General features: G+C 74.3%; 14 protein-coding genes and 1 tRNA gene. 7 read left to right on the top strand and 8 right to left on the bottom strand.

Going from position 1 to position 17,949, the window contains the following annotated elements:
• Positions 1–490: 490 nt before the first annotated feature.
• The 5 genes from AB0Q96_RS25990 to AB0Q96_RS26010 form a co-directional block, all read right to left on the bottom strand.
• Complete coding sequence (locus AB0Q96_RS25990) at positions 491–1,339, bottom strand: GNAT family N-acetyltransferase (RefSeq protein ID WP_365329449.1); 849 nt, start codon at positions 1,337–1,339, stop codon at positions 491–493.
• Between the two features lie 217 nt (positions 1,340–1,556).
• On the bottom strand, positions 1,557–2,450 hold the full coding sequence (locus AB0Q96_RS25995) for a hypothetical protein (protein ID WP_365329451.1): 894 nt from the start codon (positions 2,448–2,450) through the stop codon (positions 1,557–1,559).
• On the bottom strand, positions 2,447–3,451 hold the full coding sequence (locus tag AB0Q96_RS26000) for an SPFH domain-containing protein (protein WP_365329452.1): 1,005 nt from the start codon (positions 3,449–3,451) through the stop codon (positions 2,447–2,449). The genes AB0Q96_RS25995 and AB0Q96_RS26000 overlap by 4 nt, the downstream gene beginning before the upstream one ends.
• Before the next feature lie 175 nt (positions 3,452–3,626).
• Entirely contained in the window at positions 3,627–4,739 is a 1,113-nt protein-coding gene (locus AB0Q96_RS26005) for a DMT family transporter (RefSeq protein ID WP_365329454.1), read from the bottom strand.
• The gene (locus tag AB0Q96_RS26010; RefSeq protein ID WP_365329456.1) at positions 4,736–5,497 is read right to left on the bottom strand and encodes a phosphatase PAP2 family protein; all 762 of its coding nucleotides are present in this window, start codon (positions 5,495–5,497) and stop codon (positions 4,736–4,738) included. Before AB0Q96_RS26010 ends, AB0Q96_RS26005 begins: the two co-directional genes overlap by 4 nt.
• A gap of 219 nt (positions 5,498–5,716) precedes the next feature.
• On the opposite strand from AB0Q96_RS26010, the gene AB0Q96_RS26015 reads away from it, so the two are divergent.
• The 3 genes from AB0Q96_RS26015 (at position 5,717) to AB0Q96_RS26025 (ending at position 8,448) form a co-directional block, all read left to right on the top strand.
• Positions 5,717–6,349: a TetR/AcrR family transcriptional regulator C-terminal ligand-binding domain-containing protein gene (locus AB0Q96_RS26015; RefSeq protein WP_365329458.1), complete on the top strand. Its 633-nt coding sequence runs from the start codon at positions 5,717–5,719 to the stop codon at positions 6,347–6,349.
• A 250-nt stretch (positions 6,350–6,599) separates the two neighbouring features.
• Entirely contained in the window at positions 6,600–7,016 is a 417-nt protein-coding gene (locus AB0Q96_RS26020; RefSeq protein WP_365329460.1) for a DUF488 family protein, read from the top strand.
• A gap of 163 nt (positions 7,017–7,179) precedes the next feature.
• Positions 7,180–8,448 carry a cytochrome P450 gene (locus AB0Q96_RS26025; RefSeq protein ID WP_365329462.1) on the top strand — a complete coding sequence of 423 codons (1,269 nt, stop codon included), beginning with the start codon at positions 7,180–7,182 and terminating at the stop codon, positions 8,446–8,448.
• On the opposite strand, the gene AB0Q96_RS26030 is transcribed toward AB0Q96_RS26025, so the two are convergent.
• Positions 8,438–8,929, bottom strand: a complete 492-nt coding sequence (locus tag AB0Q96_RS26030) for a DUF309 domain-containing protein (RefSeq protein ID WP_365329463.1) — start codon at positions 8,927–8,929, stop codon at positions 8,438–8,440. The genes AB0Q96_RS26025 and AB0Q96_RS26030 overlap by 11 nt on opposite strands.
• Before the next feature lie 116 nt (positions 8,930–9,045).
• Between AB0Q96_RS26030 and AB0Q96_RS26035 the strand changes: the two genes are divergently transcribed.
• Positions 9,046–9,119, top strand: a tRNA-Pro gene (locus AB0Q96_RS26035).
• 119 nt (positions 9,120–9,238) lie between these two features.
• Here AB0Q96_RS26035 and AB0Q96_RS26040 read toward each other — a convergent pair.
• The gene (locus tag AB0Q96_RS26040) at positions 9,239–9,943 is read right to left on the bottom strand and encodes a response regulator transcription factor (RefSeq protein WP_365329464.1); all 705 of its coding nucleotides are present in this window, start codon (positions 9,941–9,943) and stop codon (positions 9,239–9,241) included.
• A gap of 299 nt (positions 9,944–10,242) precedes the next feature.
• A complete protein-coding gene (locus AB0Q96_RS26045) occupies positions 10,243–10,722 on the bottom strand; it encodes a BlaI/MecI/CopY family transcriptional regulator (protein WP_365329466.1) in 480 nt (159 codons plus the stop codon).
• A gap of 587 nt (positions 10,723–11,309) precedes the next feature.
• Here AB0Q96_RS26045 and AB0Q96_RS26050 point away from each other — a divergent pair.
• The 3 genes from AB0Q96_RS26050 (at position 11,310) to AB0Q96_RS26060 (ending at position 17,916) form a co-directional block, all read left to right on the top strand.
• Complete coding sequence (locus AB0Q96_RS26050) at positions 11,310–12,968, top strand: PAS domain S-box protein (RefSeq protein WP_365329468.1); 1,659 nt, start codon at positions 11,310–11,312, stop codon at positions 12,966–12,968.
• 512 nt (positions 12,969–13,480) lie between these two features.
• Positions 13,481–15,214 (top strand): PAS domain-containing protein, encoded by a 1,734-nt coding sequence (locus AB0Q96_RS26055; protein ID WP_365329470.1) that lies wholly within the window; start codon positions 13,481–13,483, stop codon positions 15,212–15,214.
• A 155-nt stretch (positions 15,215–15,369) separates the two neighbouring features.
• Entirely contained in the window at positions 15,370–17,916 is a 2,547-nt protein-coding gene (locus tag AB0Q96_RS26060) for a discoidin domain-containing protein (protein ID WP_365329472.1), read from the top strand.
• Positions 17,917–17,949 lie beyond the last annotated feature (33 nt).

Genomic DNA, 17,949 nt, shown 5'->3' on the forward strand with positions numbered 1-17,949 from the left:
AAAGGGGACCCACGAGGTTTACGACGCGAGGGCGCCGGAGGAGGGGGGAAGGGGCCGGGCTCGTGGGGCAGGCCCGAGGGACCGCCGGGCGCGGGGCCGGCCGAGCAGCGGCCGATACGGCGCGGATCGGGTGGGCCTGGGGGCGGCCGAAGCGTGCTCGGGGTCGGGGAAGGCCCGGGGGGAGTCCGGAGTGCGGCCGAGGCTGGGACGGCCGTGGAGCCCGGGGCGCCGTCAGAGCTGGGGGAGTCCGGAGTGTGTTCGAGGCTGGGGTGGCCGGGTGAGCCCGGGGCGCGGTCGGGGCTGGGGGAGTCCGGAGTGTGTTCGAGGCTGGGGTGGCCGGGTGAGCCCGGGGCGCGGTCGGGGCTGGGGGAGTCCGGAGCGCTTTGGGGCTGGGGGTGGCCGCGGAGGGGCGTCGGCGGGTGGTGTGTCGGGGTGGACCGGTGGCGGGGCGGGGTGGGGGCGTTAGGCTGCCGCCCACCCCGCCTTCGGGTCAGCCGAGTTCGAGGGTGGTGACTCCGAAGACGCGGTCCGTCGCGATCGGGCGGATCGGTCCGGTGTACATCCGGGCCGTCTCGAAGGTCGGCTCCAGGCCCCGTTCCTCGGCGAGCCGGGCAGCGGCCGGGTTGGCCTCCGGCATGTCGACGGCGATCCGCTCCGACCCGAACGCGCGGGCCTCCGCGGCGAGCGCGTCCAGGACGGCCGCCGCGTCGGCGGGGGTGTCGGCGAAGAGCGGCCCGACGCGGGCCTCCTGCTCGGCCGGCCGGACCACGCCGTAGCCGGTGACCCGCCCGTCGGTCAGCCGGACCAGCGCGCGGTGGCCGGGAGTCGCGAGCCAGGACGTCAGGAAGCGCGGACGCTCGGCGGGGTGACAGCCGGCGTCGTACGCGGCGAGGGCGGCCTGATCCACCCGTTCCGCGGGCACCACCCCGGCCACCGCTCCTCCGGTCACCGGGACTTCTCCGACGAAACGGGCGGTGCGGTAGGCCGGCGCGAACCCGGACCTGCGGTAGTTGTCCTGCTGCGCCGGCACCCCGTCGAGCCCCACGGTCCGCTCGCCCGCGTGCGCGAGCGCCGCCCGCCAGGTCGCGAGACCGTGGCCGAGACCGCGCTGGTCGGGGCGGACGAGATAGAACCCCAGGAAGGAATACGCGTCGCCGTAGTTGACGACCGAGATCGCCGAGACCGGCTCCCCGTCGAGCCGCCCCAGGAAGAAGCCCTCGGGGTCCTGCGCGAAGAACGCCGGGGCGTCCGAGACGCCGGGGTTCCACCCCTCGTCGGCCGCCCAGTCGCGCACCAGCGCCCAGTCCTGGAGGGAGGCACGGGTGATCTGCAGGGTCATGGGGGTCCCTTCGGCGGATGACGGATGACGGATGACGGATGACGGAGGGGAGATCAGGGGCGACGGGCGACGGATCGCGGCACGCGCGGGAGGCGGGGAGCCGCCGAGCATAGCGGCGGCGCCCCGCCCCCATGACGTGGCGCCGTCGCTTTCCGGCCGACCTCGGAGGGCCGTCCGCCGCCCCGTACCGGCGGCCCCTTCTCCGGCGAGCCGGCCGTCACCCCACCAGCCGCAGCGCCGTCTCCGCGATCCCCACCCGTACGGACTGACCCCAGGTCAGCTCCAGGGCGTCGGACTCCATCCCGTCGCCGAACGCCACCAGCCGGTCCGACTCGACCGTGAGCCGGAGCGCGTCCCCGGCCCCGAGCAGGCCCTCCACGCGGCCGGTGCCGGAGGCCGGCGAGGGCCAGGCCTCGCGGACCGACCAGGCGAGCCGCGGGGCCGTCGGCGCGGGCAGCGGGACGGCGCTGGAGCGCTGGTGCCAGAGCGAGCGCAGCCAGCCGGTCGCGCCCGTGCCGGTGCCGACGAGGACGCCCGAGGAAGCCTGCCGCTCCGCCGGCCCCGACGGTGCCTGGAGGGTGTAGCGGGCGGTCTGGTGGCCGGGCGCGCCGACGTAGACCTCGTTGAGCGCGAGCAGTCTCTGCCCGTCGTCGGTGACGGCCTCGGCCATGGTGAGGCTGTCCACCGCCGTCCGCACCCCCGTGGCGGACGGCAGCAGCCGGTGGGCGTCGGCCGGCCGGTGGCGGACCAGGACGCCCGGGTTGCGCCCCGGTTCGACGTCGATGCCGACGACCGCCTGACCCGTCAGGTACTTGGCCGCGTTGGCCACCAGGCCGTCCTGGCCGACCACCACGACCACGTCCTCGGGGCCGAAGAGGAAACGGTCCAGGTCGGCCCGCTCGACCTGGGCCCGCCGCCACCGCAGCGGCACCGCGGCCGCCACCTCGGCGAGCGCCCGCGCGGACCGCTCGTGGCGCTCCCGGACCTCGTCGGCCGAACGCCCCCGCGCGGCCAGGAAGAACGCGGCCTGCCCGTGCGTCCCGTGCCGGGCGAGCAGTTCCTGGTACTCGGTCGTGCGGTGGACGAGCACCGCGCGCGGGGCCAGGCTCACGAGCCCGTACCGCCGCCCAGCCGCGCGAGCAGCCCGGTGAGGACGTCCGGCGAGAGGGTGAGGTGCTCGATCCTCGGCAACTGCTCGGCCGCCCGGGTCGCGGCGAGGGCGTGCAGCGTCGCCGCCGGCACGTCCGCGTGCGCCCGCAGCCAGGCGGTCTGCGCCTCGGCGCGCGCAGCGCCGACCTCGCGTGCCGCCTCCGCCTCCGCGCGCGCCAGCCGTACCGTGCGCGTGGCCTCGGCCTCGGCCCGTACGGCGTCGGCGGCGGCACTCTCCTCGGCCTCGCGCCGGGCGTTGATGCCCCGCTGGTCGACGAGCCGTTCCTCCTGCCGGGCCAGCTCGATCTTGCTGGCCAGCTCGTTCTCGGCGATGGCGCGTTCGCGTTCCACCGCGACCGCCCGCCGCTCGTACGTGGCCCGGTCGGCCTCCTGCTGGATCTGTTCGCGGGCCGGGGTGCGCAGGGCCCGCTCGACCTCGGGCTCGGGGCGCAGCGCCACCACCCGTACGGCCACCACCTCGATGCCCGTGTCCGGCAGGCGTGGTTCGGCGGCGAGACCGGCCGCCATCCGGTCCCGTACGGCCGCGACCCCGTCGACGAGAGCTTCGGCCAACGGGATGCGGGCCAGCACGTCGAGGGCGTGCTGCTGGGCGCTCTCGGTGAGGAGACCGGCGATCTGCTCCAGCGGGGTGCCGCGCCAGACCCCGGTGTCGGGGTCGACGGAGAAGTCGAGCCGGGTGGCGGCGGCGCCGGGGTCGGCGATCCGGTAGGTGACGGTGGACTGGACGCTCACGTCCTGGAAGTCGGCGGTGCGGGCGTGGAAGGCCATCGCCAGCTCGCGGTCGTCGACGGGCACCTCGGAGAGGGCGGCGGACAGGGCCCGGAACCAGAAGCTGAGCCCGGCGCCGTCGTGGACGATCCGGCCGCCGCGGTGGTAGCGGATGTGGGCGGTGGGCGCGGAGCGCAGATGGCGCCAGCCGGCCCGCCGGGTGATGTCGGCCATGTGGGACCTCCCCTTGTCGTCAGGATGACGATAGGAGGGGATTCCGGTTGTCGTCAAGATGACGAGATGGAGAGGTGGGAGGGGTGGGGCGTGAGGGGTGGTGGGGGTGGGGATGGAGGTCGGGGTGCCGGCTCAGGTGAGCCTGCACCCCGGCGGAAGCCGCCAGGCGGCGGGCTCAGCGCGCGGGCTCGGGCACGGGAGGCACGACGGTCAGGGGAGCGGGACCGGGACCGGGAACGGTGAGGGGCAGGGGCAGGCCCGACAGGAGGCCGGCCGACGGTGCCTCGGCCGACGGTCCGGGCTCGATGCCCGTGGCGCGCCCGGCCGGTTCCGGGATGCCGTCGAGCAGGGTCCCGCGCGCGGGCTCCGGGATGCCGTCGAGCAGGTTCTCGCGCGCGGGCTCCGGTCCGGCCGCGGTGTCCTCCGTTCCCAGGCCGGTCGTCAGCAGGACCACTCCTCGGGCCGCCACCAGGGAGGCGACGGCAGCGACCGCCCAGCCCCAGGCGCCCGCGCGGAAGGTCTCGCCGAGTAGCGCCACGCCGATGACGGCGGCGGCGGCCGGGTTGGAGAGGTTGACGACGGCGAGCGGCGCGGCGAGCCCGCCCCGGTAGGCGGCCTGGGAGAGCAGCAGCCCGCCCACCGCGAAGGTCGCGATCAGCACGGCGAGCAGCGCGGTCTGCCACCACCCGGTCGGGCCGCCGGGCAGGTCGCGGGCGAGCGCCGTGGTCAGGGTCTGGGTCAGCGCCGAGCCGACCCCGGAGGCCATGCCGGACGCGGTGGCGTGGCCGAGCCCGCGCCCCCGGGAGGCGGTCCCCGCGCGGGCGCGCGAGCGGGAGGCGAGCAGTCCGATGAGGAACAGCGTGGCCACCGTGACGATCAGGGCCTCGCGCAGGTCCAGGGCCTCGCCGGGGGCGGCGGGTCCGGTGACCGCCACCAGGCCCACCAGGCCCACCAGGGTCCACAGCGCGCCGCGCCACTCGGCGCGGGTGACCCGCCGGCGCGCGCCGTACGCGCCGATCGGCAGGGCCGCGACCAGGGTCAGCGCGCCCAGCGGCTGGACGAGGGTGAGCGGCCCGTAGTGCAGGGCGGCCACGTGGGCGAGGGCGCCGGCGGCGTTCAGGCCGACCGCCCACCACCACTGGGGGCGGGCGAGCAGCCGGCGCAGCGCCCCGGGACCGCCGGCGGAGGCGGAGGCGAGCCGTGACTGGGCGACGGCGGCCAGGGCGTACCCGGCGGCCGACACGAGGGAGAGGAGGATCGCGACGGCGGTCCCGGTGGCGGGGCTCATCGCAGCGCTCCGACGGTGGCAGGGGTGGGGGCGGGGGCGGGTGGCGCGAGGGCGCCGGCTCCGGTCGTCCGGTCCGCGGCGGGCACGACGAGCAGGGCGAGCCCGAGCAGGACGGCGGCGGCGAGCGCGTCGGACCAGTAGTGGTTGGCGGTGCCGACGACGACCAGCAGCGTGAGCAGCGGGTGCAGCAGCCACAGGAAGCGCCAGCGCGAGGAGGTCGCGGCGATCAGCCCGATCGCGACCATCAGGGCCCAGCCGAAGTGCAGGGAGGGCATGGCGGCGAACTGGTTCGCCATCGAGTCGGTCTCGGGCGTCGCGCCGTACACGGAGGGTCCGTACACCTGGGCGGTGTCGATCAGACCGGTCGCGGCGAGCATCCGCGGCGGCGCCAGCGGCAGGAGCAGGTGCAGGGCGAGCGCGGCGCCGGTCAGCAGCGCGAGGACCCGGCGCGACCAGACGTAGTGCGCGGGCCGGCGCCAGTAGAGCCAGGCCAGGAAGGCGAGGGTCGCGGGGAAGTGCACGGCCGCGTAGTACGTGTTGGCGGCCCGGATCAGGCCCTCGCCGTGCAGGAGCAGCTGCTGGATCGTTCCCTCGTCCGGGAGGTGCAGGGCCCGCTCGAAGTCCCACACGCGGTCGGCGTTGTGGAAGGCGCGGGTCTCGTGTCCGTTGGCGAAGAGCCGGCCGAACTTGTAGACGAGGAAGAGCGCCGTCACGAGCAGCAGCTCACGCACGAGGGGCGGTCTGGGGGTAGCCGCCATCCCCGGTCCTGCAGGACGTGATGTCCGTATCCCGCGTATCCCGGCAGCCATGGGTCGGCCCCTTTTTCCGTCAATTCGGACAGCAAACGGAGGAACTCTAGATCCGAATTCATCGAGACGCAAGCGTCTCGATACGTTTGCGTCTCGATTGTGCACCCCCTACTCTCGTATGTGCAGAGACAGCTGTCCGCTGGGTACGGGGTGTCCGGGAGGAAATCGATGTCCACGCAGGCCGCGACCGCCGCCGCGAAGCGCGGCAAGCTCACCCCCGAGCGGGAGACGGAGCTGTACGAGGCCGTGATCTGCCTGCTCCGTGAGGGCGGCTACGACTCGGTCACCATGGAGGGCGTCGCGGCCCGCACCAAGTGCGGCAAGGCCACGCTCTACCGTCAGTGGGGCACCAAACCCCGCCTCGTCACCGCCGCCCTCGACAAGCGCCGCTGCGCCGTCTTCACCGGCATCGACACCGGCTCCCTCGTGGGCGACCTGCGCGCCGCCGCCGGCGTCGCCGCCTCCAGCCGCGACCGGGACGCTGAGCTGATGGAAGCCGTCAGCCAGGCGTACATCCAGCACCCCGACCTGCGCGCGGCGCTGCGCGAGACCGTCATCGCCCCCGAGGTCGCGGCCCTCGACGCGATGCTGCGGCGCGCCGTCGAACGCGGCGAGATCGACGCCGGCAATCCCGCCATCGGCTTCGTCGCCCCCAGCTTCCTCGGCATGCTCCGCATCGAGCGCCTCTTCGAGGACCGCTTCGCCGACCCGGACACCCTGCGCACCTTCGTGGACGCCGTCCTGCTGCCCGCCCTGCGCGTACGGGACACGACGGCCACCGACACCCCGCACACCCCTTAGGCCCCGCGCACCCCTTAGGCCCCGCGCACCCCTTAGGCCCCGCGCACCCCGCCAGGTCTCGCGCACCCCCAGGCCCCGCGCATCCCCAGGCCCCGCACACCCCTTAGGCCCCCGCACCCCCCAGGCCCCGCCCCCCCCAGGGCCTCGCACACCCCTCAGGGCCTCGCACACCCCCCAGGGCCCCGCACACCCTCCAGGCCCCGCGCACCCCCGAGATGTGAACCGCCCACCCCTCCGGCACCCTGATCCCATGCCCGAGCCCACGCCCCCGACCTCCCCGACCTCCCCGGCCTCCCCCGCCTCCCCCTCCGGAGTCCGCGTGCGGCGGATCTACGAGCCGCCCGAGCCGGACGACGGACTGCGGGTGCTCGTCGACCGTCTCTGGCCCCGCGGCCTGGCCAAGGCCGACGCCCACATCGACGAGTGGCCCAAGGCCCTGACCCCCTCCACCGAACTGCGCCGCTGGTACCACGGCCCGGACGGGGCCTTCGAGGAGTTCCGCCGCCGCTACGAGCGGGAACTCGCCGAACCGCCCGCCGCCGAGGCCCTGGCGTCCCTGCGCGCCCGCGTGGCCGAGGGCCCGGTGACCCTGCTGACGGCGGCGAAGGACCCGGCGGTGAGCCATACGGCGGTGCTGACCGAGGTGTTGGGGCAGAGCGGGACCTGAACCGCGACCGGCGGGCCGGGACGCCGTCACGGGCGGGGCCCTTTCAGGCCGCCCGGGCTCCCGCCCCCTGTTCACCGGCCGGCACCCTCGGCACCATGGGCGGCGGGACCCGGCGCGGCGGCGCACTGCCCCGTCCCTCTCGGCGCTCGCGAGGAGGCACCCCGTGGACCCGGACCAGGCCCGACGGCAACGGCACACCGTGCTCGACGCGCTCCAGCGCGACCCGTACCCCCTCTACGCCCGTGCCCGCCGCGCGGAGGGCCTGACCTTCGTCCCCGCCCTCGACGCCTGGCTGGTGGCGCGCGACGCCGACATCCGCGAGGTGCTCCTGCGCCCGGAGGACTTCTCCTCCGCGCAGGCCCTGCGCCCGGACGTCCTGCCCGGCCCCGCCGCGCTCGCCGTCCTCGCGCGGGGCTTCGCGGCCCGGCCGACCGTCGTCTCCACGGACGGCCCGGCCCACAGCCGCCACCGGGCCCCGCTCGACAGCGGCCTGTCGGCCACCCGTACCGCCGCCCTCACCCCGTACGTCCGCCGGCAGGCGGAGAGCCTGGCGGACGCCTTCGCCGACACGCTCGCCGCGCGGGGCCGGGCCGACCTCATGGCGCACTACGCGGGCCGCCTGCCCGGCGCCGTCGTCGGCCGGCTGCTCGGCCTCGACCCGGCCGACGTGCCCGCGGCCGTCCACGGCTCGTACAGCGCCGAACGCCTCCTGTTCCGCCCCCTGTCCGAGGAGGAACAGATCGAGGCCGCCGAGGACGTCCTCGCCCTCCAGCGGCTCCTCGACCGCTACGCCCGCGACCGGCGGGCACGGCCCCGGGACGACCTGATCAGCACCATGGTCGGCGCGCTCGCCCCCGACGCGGGACCGGGCCGGGGACCGCGAGACCTCACCGGCGACCAGCGCTGCGAGCTGGTCGCCGACCTCCAGAACCTGCTGATAGCCGGCCACCTCACCACCACCGCCCTGATCGGCGGGACGGTACTGCACCTGCTGCGCCACCCCGACCAGTGGCGGCTGCTGTGCCACAGGCCGGAACTGATACCCGCCGCCGTCGAGGAAGCGGCCCGCTACGACCCGGCCGTCCAGGGCTTCCGCCGCACGACCACCCGCCCCGTCGTCCTCGCCGGCACCGAACTGCCCGCCGGGGCGACCCTCTTCCTCGCGTACGGTTCGGGCAACCGCGACCCGGCCCGGCACCGCGACCCCGACGTCTTCGACATCACCCGCCCCCGGCCACACGCCAGCCACCTGGCCTTCGGCCACGGCCGGCACGGCTGCCCGGGCTCCCGGCTCGCGCGCGTCCAACTGCGCACCACCCTGGAGGTGTTGACCGCCCGCCTCCCCGACCTCCGCCTCGCGAACGGACCCGCCCCGGTCATGCGCCCGACCCTCATCCACCGCTCGCCGGAGGAACTGCTCCTCACCCGCTGAGCAGCAGCCGCGGCGCCTCCGCCGCCGCGTCCGGCACGGCGGCGCCGGCCGTCTCCACCCGGGCGGCCAGCCCCCGCGCCCACGCCACCACCCCGGCGACATCGACCCCGTACGTCGCGGCCCCGGGCCCCGCCGCGTACCCGGCGACCCGCTCCGCCCCCCGCCGCAGCAGCCGCGCACCCCCCGGCGCGTTCCCGCGCGCCGCGTGCGTGAGGCCCACGGCCAGCTGGGCGAGCCCCTGCCACAGGTCGCGCTCCCGCCCGGGCCCCGACTTCCAGGCGTCCTCGAACACCTCGTGCGCGTGGAACGGCATCCCCGCGTCCAGCAGGCGCTGCGCCTCCCGCACCGTCTCGCCCGGCGCCCGCACCAGCCCCTCAGGCTGCCGCGGCACCCCCTCGGCCCCGTACGGCAACGGCCGCCCGAGCCCGTCCCTCGGCCGCGCACTCCGCGCCCGCCCGTCCCGGTCCCGATCCCTGTCCATCCCCCCATTGTCCGCCGCCCCACCCGGTGACACCCCGTGTGGTGATCCACCCCGTGAAGTGAGGTAATGTTCTCTTGCACGCAGCCGCCGGGGACACACCGGAGGCAGACGGGCACCGGGACGTGGCGCAGCTTGGTAGCGCACTTGACTGGGGGTCAAGGGGTCGCAGGTTCAAATCCTGTCGTCCCGACTCGAAAGAGTCGTCGGTCAGAGGCCGTTTCAGAGTGATCTGAAGCGGCCTCTGACCGTTTTCGCGAGCAGGTGCGGCGGCCAGCCGTGAACGCGCGAGCGGCCCGTCGCGGCCCTTCCTCAGAGCGACGCCTCCGACGCCTCCGGGGCCTCCAGCTTGATGCCGACGCGGTGGACCGTGTGCAGATACCGGGGCCGGGCCGCCGATTCCCCCAGCTTCCGGCGCAGCCAGCAGAGATGGACGTCCACGGTGTGCTCACCGCGGTACGTCTGCAACCAGACCCGCCGGAACAGTTCGTCGCGCGCCACGACGACCCCGGGGCGCCGTGCCAGGAACTCCAGGAGGTCGAACTCCTTGCGCTTCAGGTCGATCGGGGTGCCGTCGAGGGAGGCCCGGCGGCGCGGCGCGTCGACGACGAGCCCGCCCACCCGCACGACGTCGGAGGACAGGCCCCCGGTGCCGGCGGCCGCCCGGCGCAGCACCGTGGTCATCCTCGCGATGAGCTGCTCCAGGGAGAACGGCTTGACGAGGAGGTCGGCGGCCCGGTGGCCCCGTACCCGCGCCTTCTCGCGGTCGTCGTGCCGGGCCGTCATGACGACGACGGGGACCTCCGAGAAGGCGCGGAGCATCCCGAGCATCTCCAGGCCGTCGAGGTCGGGCAGGTCCCGGTCGAGCAGCACCAGGTCGAACGGCTCGTCCAGCACGGCGCGCAGGGCGCCCAGAGCCGTCCCGCGGTCCCGCACGCTGTACGCGGCCTCCGAGAGGCAGCCGCGCAGGGCGGAGCGGAAGGACGGGTCGCCCGCGACGAGAAGAACCTTTGCCATGCCGAGCACGCTACGGGACACATATGTCTCCCAATGTGTCGGGGTATGTGTCGCGCCGAGTGGGTGTTACGTGGCATATGCTGGCATGTTGGCCACGGGGCGGGGATGGCACGCCATGGGCGGGGTCGCGGGCCCGCCCGGTTAATGATCTTTAAGGCATCGGAAAGCCCGTGTTAATCCCTCCCGCACACGTCGGCGTCCTAGGATGACATGTGTCTCGGGCATCCCGGGCATCCCGGGTGTCTCGGGTGTCCCGGACGGCCCTGAAGGGCGGGAGGGTCGGCGGCGGTTCCGGTCCGCTACGGCGACGGGACGGCCGCGGTGTACAGGACGGAGGAGCCCTGCTTGGTGCGGTGCGCGTGCCCCTTGGCGACGAGGTTCTCCAGGGAGGTGCGCACGACGGTGGTCTGGATGCGCCGGTCGCGGTGCTGCTCGCTGAGGGTGGTCGTCACCTCGGAAGCGGAGCAGGGAGCGCTGCTCGCGGCGAGGTGATGGCGGATCAGCTCGACGAGCGTGACCTTTCCGGCTCCGGAACCCTTTCCGTCCTTTCCGCCCTTCCCGTTCTTCTGCCGGGGGAGCGGGCGGCCGGACGCCTGGGAACCGGCCTGGAGCGCCTGCTGAAGATTGAGCAGAACGCCGTGGTCGTGCATCAGCCCGTCGAGCTCGGCCGTCAGGCGCGCCAGTTCGGCGCGGATGCGTTCCTGTTCCGCCACATTGTGTTCGAGATCGTCGGCGACCTTGCTGCTGTACGCGGACGTGAGTTCCGTTTCTCCCGGCATGTTTCTCTCTTCGTCGAATGGAGTCGGAGGCGTGTGGCACCGCCTCGTCGCTTTTCCGTTATCGCCTTCCGCTTTTCCGCTTGTCCGGAGAAGGCCCACGTCAGTGGTGCCGCGCGGCGGCGAACCCGCCCCGGGCCCTTCCGGGCCTCGTTGCCCGCGGCCCGTCGCCCATAGCCCACTGCGTAAGCCGACGACCACTGTAAGGCATCGCTTTCACATGTCCGGATTTCGTCCCTCGGCATGCCATGACGGCACTCCTATTGGTCGTGCGGCCAATTTGGGACTAAGAAATTGCGAGGTAAACGAAGATGGCGACGGATGTCTCCGCCGGGGCCGCCGAGTCGCCTGTGGCGCAGGCCGGGCGCGCTCGGACATATGCCTCCCCGGAGACGCGTGGCCGTGACATCGACGGTGCTGACCGATGTGCGCCTTAAGCGAGTCATAAGTCTGGGCATAAAGACATATGAGGCCACTCCTCCTGTGTTTCGATGTGCCGGTGGCGCAGGGCACATGACCGGCGGTGGACACGCGACGGCTCGGCTCGGCCGGAGTCCATGGGCGGCCCGACAGGCAGGAAGAAATCAGCGGTGAACTTCGAGAACAGCCATGCGGTGCTCTCCTCCGAGAGGCCGGCGCCTCGCGGGCAGGTCCTGGACCTCCTCCCGGACGCCGTGCTGATCGTCGACGACAACGGAACCGTGGTCAGGGCCAACCTGGCCGCGGCCGCCCTGCTCGGGCACGAACGACACACCGTCGAGGGGCGGGGCGTACTGGATTTCCTGCCGTCCTTCGACTGGAACCTGACCCGCCTTCCGGCGGCCACCGAGCCCTCCGGAACCCCGCACGGGGCCCGGCTCCGGACGACCGCCCTGGCGGCCGGCGGCCGGAGCTTCGCCGCCGAGATCGGCACCGCACGGCTGGACCGGCACGCGGTCCACGAGGGCCTCCCCTACGGTTCCTCCCTGGTCGTCTCCCTGAGGGACATGACGCCGGACGAGGACGCCCGGGCGACGCTGGCGCGCTCCCTCCTCCAGGCCGAGGCCGTGCTCCGTACCGCCGACGAGGCGCTGATCGGGACCGACGCGGAGGGGAGGATCGACCTGGTCAACCCCGCGGCGGCCCGTCTGCTCGGCGGAAAGGCGTCCGAACTCGGCGGACGTGAGCTCCTCGCCCTGCTCACCTCCCTCGGGTACGACGGCGAGCCCATGGACGACGAGGACGCCCCGCTGGCCCGGGCGTTGCGGACCGGGCGCGCGAGCAGGATCCCCGCGCAGGAGCTGAGGACCGGCGACGGCACCCGCCTGACGGCGGACGTCTCCGTCCGCCCCGTCACCCAGGAGGGCCGGAACGTCGGCGCCGTCGTCGCGCTGACCGACCGCGGCCCCTACGAGAAGCTCGCCGACGAGTACGTCGCCGCGCAGATCCGCTGCGGCGACCACAAGGCGGAGCTCGAACAGCAGCGGAAGCGCACCGACCGGGCCGTGGACCGCACCCGCGAGCTCACCGAGTTCCTCGCCGGACCGGTGATGGGGGCGCTGCACCACCTCCACGCCGAGATGGGCCGGCTCGCCGACGACGGCTCCCGCCCGCTGTGGCCCGAGGCGACCGTCAGCCTCGAAGCCCTGGTCGCCGACGTGCGCATGACGATGGCCCTCGTGGACACCCGGTCCCGGCCGCACCCCCACGACAGCGCACCGGCCGGACCGCGGCGGCGCACGGTGCCCATCGACGACGTCGTGCAGGCGGGAGTGCGGGCCGCCGCGGCTCTCGCGGGACCGAACCGTGTACAGGTCTCCGTCCACGCGCCGAGGTTCTTCGTCCACGTGGACCCCGACGACATGACGACCGCCGTCGGCCGGCTGATAGCCGACGTCGTGCACGGTGATGCCGTCCACGCCGACGCCGTCCACGCCGATGTCGATGTCGATGCCGTCCACGCCGACGGCGAACCGGCCGACCCCGGCCCGCACCACGTGTTCGTCGCGGCGCTCCACCAGCGCGGTCTCCTGCGCATCGAGGTGCGCGGCCCCTACAACGGCGGCGCGCGGGAGCACTTCGACATCGTCCAGGGCATCGCCACCGCCCACGGCGGAACGCTCCGCACGCACCGGGCGCCGGGCGTCAGCGGCAGCACCTACGTCCTGGAACTGCCCTCGGCCGTCCACGACGAGGGCGTGGCCGGTGCCGACGGGACGCCCGCGGACGCGCTCCGGCCCACGGGACGGCACCGCTCCCTGACGGCGTAGCCGCTGCGGGGGAGCCGGAAGGAGTGGGGAAGGAGCGGAGAAGGGGCGGAGGGGGGCGGAGAAGGTGCACGGCGCGGACGACCGGACGGGGGAGACCGGACCATCCGCGCCGTGCGGAGTGCGTGCGGGTGGGCCCTTGTCCACTGGCGGGGGCCGGACAGGGCGGAGGTGTTCCAGGGAGACCGGAAGACCTCTCGCACGCAAGAGAAGTATGGCATAGGGGTTCTTCTGATGTGGCATGCACAGCAAGGGGATTGGTGTTTTCTCATGCCATGAACGGGTGGCCTTCCCGCTGTCTCATCCCCGCCTGATCTCGACCTCAAGTGTCCCTTAAGGATCACCTGCCGACGCCCCTGTGCCTCGTATATGGCATCAACGAATGGTTGGGTTCCAGCAGCTCGCCGCATCACCGTCGGGCCTCCCCCTCGGCACCGCGCAGGTTCGGGCGTCCCGGCCGTCCCGGCATCGCACGGACCCCTGCCGGCTCCCAGGCCCGGAAAGGAAACGTCGCCATGGTCCCGCCCCTCTCCCGAGACACCGCTCGCCTCTCCGCCCTCCTCGACGCCCTCCCGGACGGCCTCGTGCTCGTCGATCGCGACGGCACGGTCGTCCACGCCAACACGATCGCCCTCGGCATGTTCGAGACGCCCGGCACCCCGCTCGTCGGGTGCCGGCTGCTCGACCTCCTGCCGTCCTTCGCGCCGCGGCCGCTCCCCGGCCTGGCGCTTGGCCCGGATCCGGCGGGCGAGCGGGGCCGCACCCAGCCGACGCGGACGACCGCGCGCCGCACCGACGGCGCCGAGTTCCCGGTGGAGGTGACCGGCACCGTCCTGGAGGACGGGCGCGAGGCCCACGACTCGTACGGCGGCCACTCCGGCGGCGAGCTGCTCATGCTGGTCGTCCGGGACCTCGCCGCCACCCTCGACACCGAGGCCGAACTCGCCCGCTGCCGACGCCAGACCGAGATGATCCTGCGCGCCGCGGCCGAGGGCGTCGTCGGCACCGACACCGACGGGCGCGTCGTCCTCGTCAACCCGGCCGTCGGGGAGATCCTCGGCTACCGCGCCGCCGAACTCGACGGCGCCGAGCTGCACCCGCTGATCCTCGCGAGGCGAGCCGACGGCACCCCCTTCCCGTACGCCGAGTCGCCGCTCGCGGACACCCTCAGGTCCGGCCGCAAGCACCGCGTCCGCGGCCAGGTGCTCTGGTCGAAGGCCGGCGAACCGGTGCTGGTCGACCTGACCACCGCGCCGGTACGGGACGGGGACCAGCTCGTCGGCGCCGTCATGACCTTCACCGACCGCAGGCCCTACGAGGAGCTGATCGCGCGGCACGCGGCGGAGCGCGAGGAACTGCTGGAGCGGTACGCGACCCTCGCCGCCCGCCACGCCGAACTGACCGCCGCACTCGCCGAGTTCCGCCCGGACCGCCCGGACCGCCCGGACCGCCCGGACGGCCCGGACCTCTCCGACCTCTCCCACGGGTCCCACCGATCCGGCCGATCCGACCGCTCCGACCGACCCGCCACGAGCGCCCCGGAGGCCCGGCGGCGGGAAGTGGTGGCGGTCGCCGTCACCCGGCACCCCACCACACTCGGCACCCTCGTGACCGCGGCCATCGACAAGGCGTCCGCGCTCACCGGCGCGCACGGGACGCGGTTCGCCGTGCATGCCCCGCCCGTCGTCGTCGCACTCGATCCCGGGCGCGCGGCGACCGCCCTGGCCCACCTGATCGCCGACGCCTCCGGAGTCACCTCCGCGGGTTCGGCCCGCCCGCACGTCCAAGCCGTGCCCCAGGCCGACCACACCGTCGTCATCACGGCGGGGCTGCGCGGCGACCACCTGCGCATCGAGATCTCCGGCCCCCGCGCCGTCAACGACCCCGCCCACGTGCTCGTCGCGCGCCGGATCATCGACGCCCACGGCGGAGACCTCACCACGCACGAGCACCCGCAGGGTCGCGCCCTCAGCCACGTCGTCCGGATCCCCGTCGCCCCCACGCCCCCTCCGGCACCCGCCGTCCCGTACCTCGCGCACTCCCGTCCCCCGCAGGCCGACCGGGCCCCGGTCGGCGGCTCCTGGATCATCGGCGCGGCGGTCGACGCGCACCGCGACCGGAAGGCCGCCCGCTCCCGCCCGTACGCCCTCTCCGCCGAGCCCGCCCCGCCCGTCCGGTACGGGGGCGAGGAAGCCGCACAGCAGCGCATCGTCCATCTCCTCGCCAGGCTCAGGAGTCACTCCGCCTGACCGGTGTCCCGGAGTTCGGGGGCGGGAACGCCCCCCGACCGTCCACAGGCCCACCGGTTCGCGTCAACTCCAGCGAACCACGGTTGATTTGAACCATGGCGCCCGTATCTTCTAGGGATCCGCAGCTCTGTTCACGGTCAGCCCAGGAGGTCCGATTGCTGCCCAGACGCGTCCACGCCCGTGCCCGAGCGCTGCGCCGCTCCCACGTGCTCATCGCCTTCGGTCTCGGCTCGCTGCTCGTCGGAGGCACCCCGTGGCTCGGCGTCGCCGCGGGGCCGGCCGGTCGGGGCCCGACGCCTCCGCCGACCCGCTTCAGCCAGCAGACCGCGCAGCAGTCGCCGCACCACGGCGTCGCCCCGGCGAACGCCATGGAGCCGATGGCCCCCGTCCTCGACCGGACCGGGTGGACGGCCACGGCGAGCGACGAGGAGACCGCCAAGGAGAACGGGCGCGCCGCCAACGTCCTCGACGGCAAGGCGGCCACCCTCTGGCACAGCAGGTGGTCCGGCACCCCGGCCCGGCTGCCGCACACCATCACGATCGACATGCACCGCACGACCGTGGTCTCGGCGCTCGTCTACCAGCCCCGCACCGACAACAAGGCCAACGGGCGCGTCGGCGAGTACAGCATCAGTGTGAGCACCGACGGCCGCGCCTGGGGCAGCCCGGTCGCCACCGGCACCCTCGCCGACGACGCCAGCGCCAAGACCCTCGGATTCGCCCCGCAGGGCGCCCGGTTCGTCCGGCTCACCGCCGCCACCGAGGCCGGCAAGCGCGGCCCGTGGACCTCCGCCGCCGAACTCAACCTGCTCGGCGACCCCGGCACCCCGGCGGCCACCGTCGACCTGCCGCGCACCGGCTGGACGGCCACGGCGAGCGACGAGGAGACCGCCAAGGAGAACGGGCGCGCGGCCAACGTCCTCGACGGCGACGCGGCCACCCTCTGGCACAGCAGGTGGTCCGGCACCCCGGCCCCGCTGCCGCACACCCTCACCATCGACACCCACCGCACGACCGCCGTCTCCGCCCTGGTCTACCAGCCCCGCAAGGACAGCCCCAACGGGCGCGCGGGCACGTACACCGTCACCACCAGCACCGACGGCACCACCTTCGGCGCGGCGGTCGCCTCGGGCACCTGGCGCGACGACGACACCGTCAAGACCGCCACGTTCACCCGCACCGTCAACGCCCGCTACCTGCGCCTCACCGTGACCCGCGAAGCCGGCAGCCGCGGACCCTGGGCCTCCGCCGCCGAGATACGCCTGAGCGGACCGGCGTCCCCGGGCGTCCACGGCTCCTGGAGCCGGGTCACCGGCTTCCCCCTGGTGCCGGTGGCCACGGCCGTCCTGCCCGGCGACAAACTCCTCGCCTGGTCGGCGTACGCGATCGACCGCTTCGGCGGCAGCAACGGCTACACCCAGACCGCGATCCTGGACCTCAAGACCGGCAAGGTCACCCAGCGCCGCATCGACAACACCGGCCACGACATGTTCTGCCCCGGCATCGCCATGCTCGCCGACGGCAGGGTCCTGGTCACCGGCGGCAGCAACGCCGACAAGGCGAGCATCTACGACCCGGCCACCGACACCTGGTCCTCGACGGCCAGCATGAACATCGCCCGCGGCTACCAGGCCATGACCCTGCTCTCCACCGGCGAGGCCTTCGTCCTCGGCGGATCCTGGAGCGGAACCGCCGGGGACAAGGCCGGCGAGGTCTGGTCCCCGGACACCCGCACCTGGCGCAAGCTGCCCGGCGTCTCCGCCGTCCCGGCGATGACCGCCGACCCCGCCGGCGCCTACCGCGCCGACAACCACATGTGGCTGTACGCCACCTCGGGTGGCAAGGTGCTCCAGCTGGGCCCGAGCAAGCGGATGAACTGGATCACGACCAGCGGGAACGGCACCCTCACCTCCGCCGGCACCCGGGCCGACAGCCCGGACGCCATGACCGGCAACGCCGTCGCGTACGACATCGGCAAACTGCTCACCCTGGGCGGCTCGCCCGGCTACCAGAACACGCCCGCCACCCGGCGCGCGTACACCGTGAGTGTCGACGGCACCCAGGTCCGGGCCGCCCGCACCGGCGACATGGACCACGCCCGCGCCTTCGGCAACAGCGTCGTCCTGCCCGACGGGAAGGTCGCCGTGTTCGGCGGGCAGGCGTTCCCCGTCCCGTTCAGCGACGCCACGTCCGTACTGACCCCCGAGCTGTGGGACCCGGCGACCGGACGCTTCACCCCGCTCGCCAGCATGGCGATCCCGCGCAACTACCACAGCGTGGCCAACCTGCTGCCCGACGGCCGGGTCTTCTCCGGCGGCGGCGGACTGTGCGGCGACTGCGCCACCAACCACTCCGACGGCGCCGTGTTCACCCCGCCGTACCTGCTCAACGCCGACGGGTCGGCCAAGCCGCGACCCGTCATCACCGGCGGCGTGCCGCCCCGGGCCGCCGCAGGCAGCACGCTCACCGTCGGCACAGAGGGGACGGTGTCCTCCTTCGTCCTGGTACGGGCCGCCGCGGCGACCCACTCCACGGACAACGACCAGCGGCGGGTCCCGTTGACCTCCACGGCCGCCGGCACCGGCACGTACACGGTGTCCATCCCGGCCGACAAGGGCGTGGTCCTGCCGGGCACCTACATGCTCTTCGCCCTGGACACCCACGGGGTGCCGAGCATCGCCCGCTTCATCACCGTCTCCTGACGGTACGGCGACGGCGTCCGCCCCCGGCCGGGT

The organism is Streptomyces sp. NPDC093111, from assembly GCF_040683955.1.
GTDB lineage: Bacteria > Actinomycetota > Actinomycetes > Streptomycetales > Streptomycetaceae > Streptomyces.

Bases quoted from the DNA above. Each gene is read 5' to 3' on its own strand.
- AB0Q96_RS26045 (WP_365329466.1), bottom strand. From the start codon at position 10,722: ATGCCGGGAGAAACGGAACTCACGTCCGCGTACAGCAGCAAGGTCGCC.
- AB0Q96_RS26000 (WP_365329452.1), bottom strand. From the start codon at position 3,451: ATGGCCGACATCACCCGGCGGGCCGGCTGGCGCCATCTGCGCTCCGCG.
- AB0Q96_RS26020 (WP_365329460.1), top strand. From the start codon at position 6,600: ATGCCCGAGCCCACGCCCCCGACCTCCCCGACCTCCCCGGCCTCCCCC.
- AB0Q96_RS25990 (WP_365329449.1), bottom strand. From the start codon at position 1,339: ATGACCCTGCAGATCACCCGTGCCTCCCTCCAGGACTGGGCGCTGGTG.
- AB0Q96_RS26040 (WP_365329464.1), bottom strand. From the start codon at position 9,943: ATGGCAAAGGTTCTTCTCGTCGCGGGCGACCCGTCCTTCCGCTCCGCC.
- AB0Q96_RS26005 (WP_365329454.1), bottom strand. From the start codon at position 4,739: ATGAGCCCCGCCACCGGGACCGCCGTCGCGATCCTCCTCTCCCTCGTG.
- AB0Q96_RS26015 (WP_365329458.1), top strand. From the start codon at position 5,717: ATGTCCACGCAGGCCGCGACCGCCGCCGCGAAGCGCGGCAAGCTCACC.
- AB0Q96_RS26010 (WP_365329456.1), bottom strand. From the start codon at position 5,497: ATGGCGGCTACCCCCAGACCGCCCCTCGTGCGTGAGCTGCTGCTCGTG.
- AB0Q96_RS26030 (WP_365329463.1), bottom strand. From the start codon at position 8,929: ATGGACAGGGATCGGGACCGGGACGGGCGGGCGCGGAGTGCGCGGCCG.
- AB0Q96_RS26055 (WP_365329470.1), top strand. From the start codon at position 13,481: ATGGTCCCGCCCCTCTCCCGAGACACCGCTCGCCTCTCCGCCCTCCTC.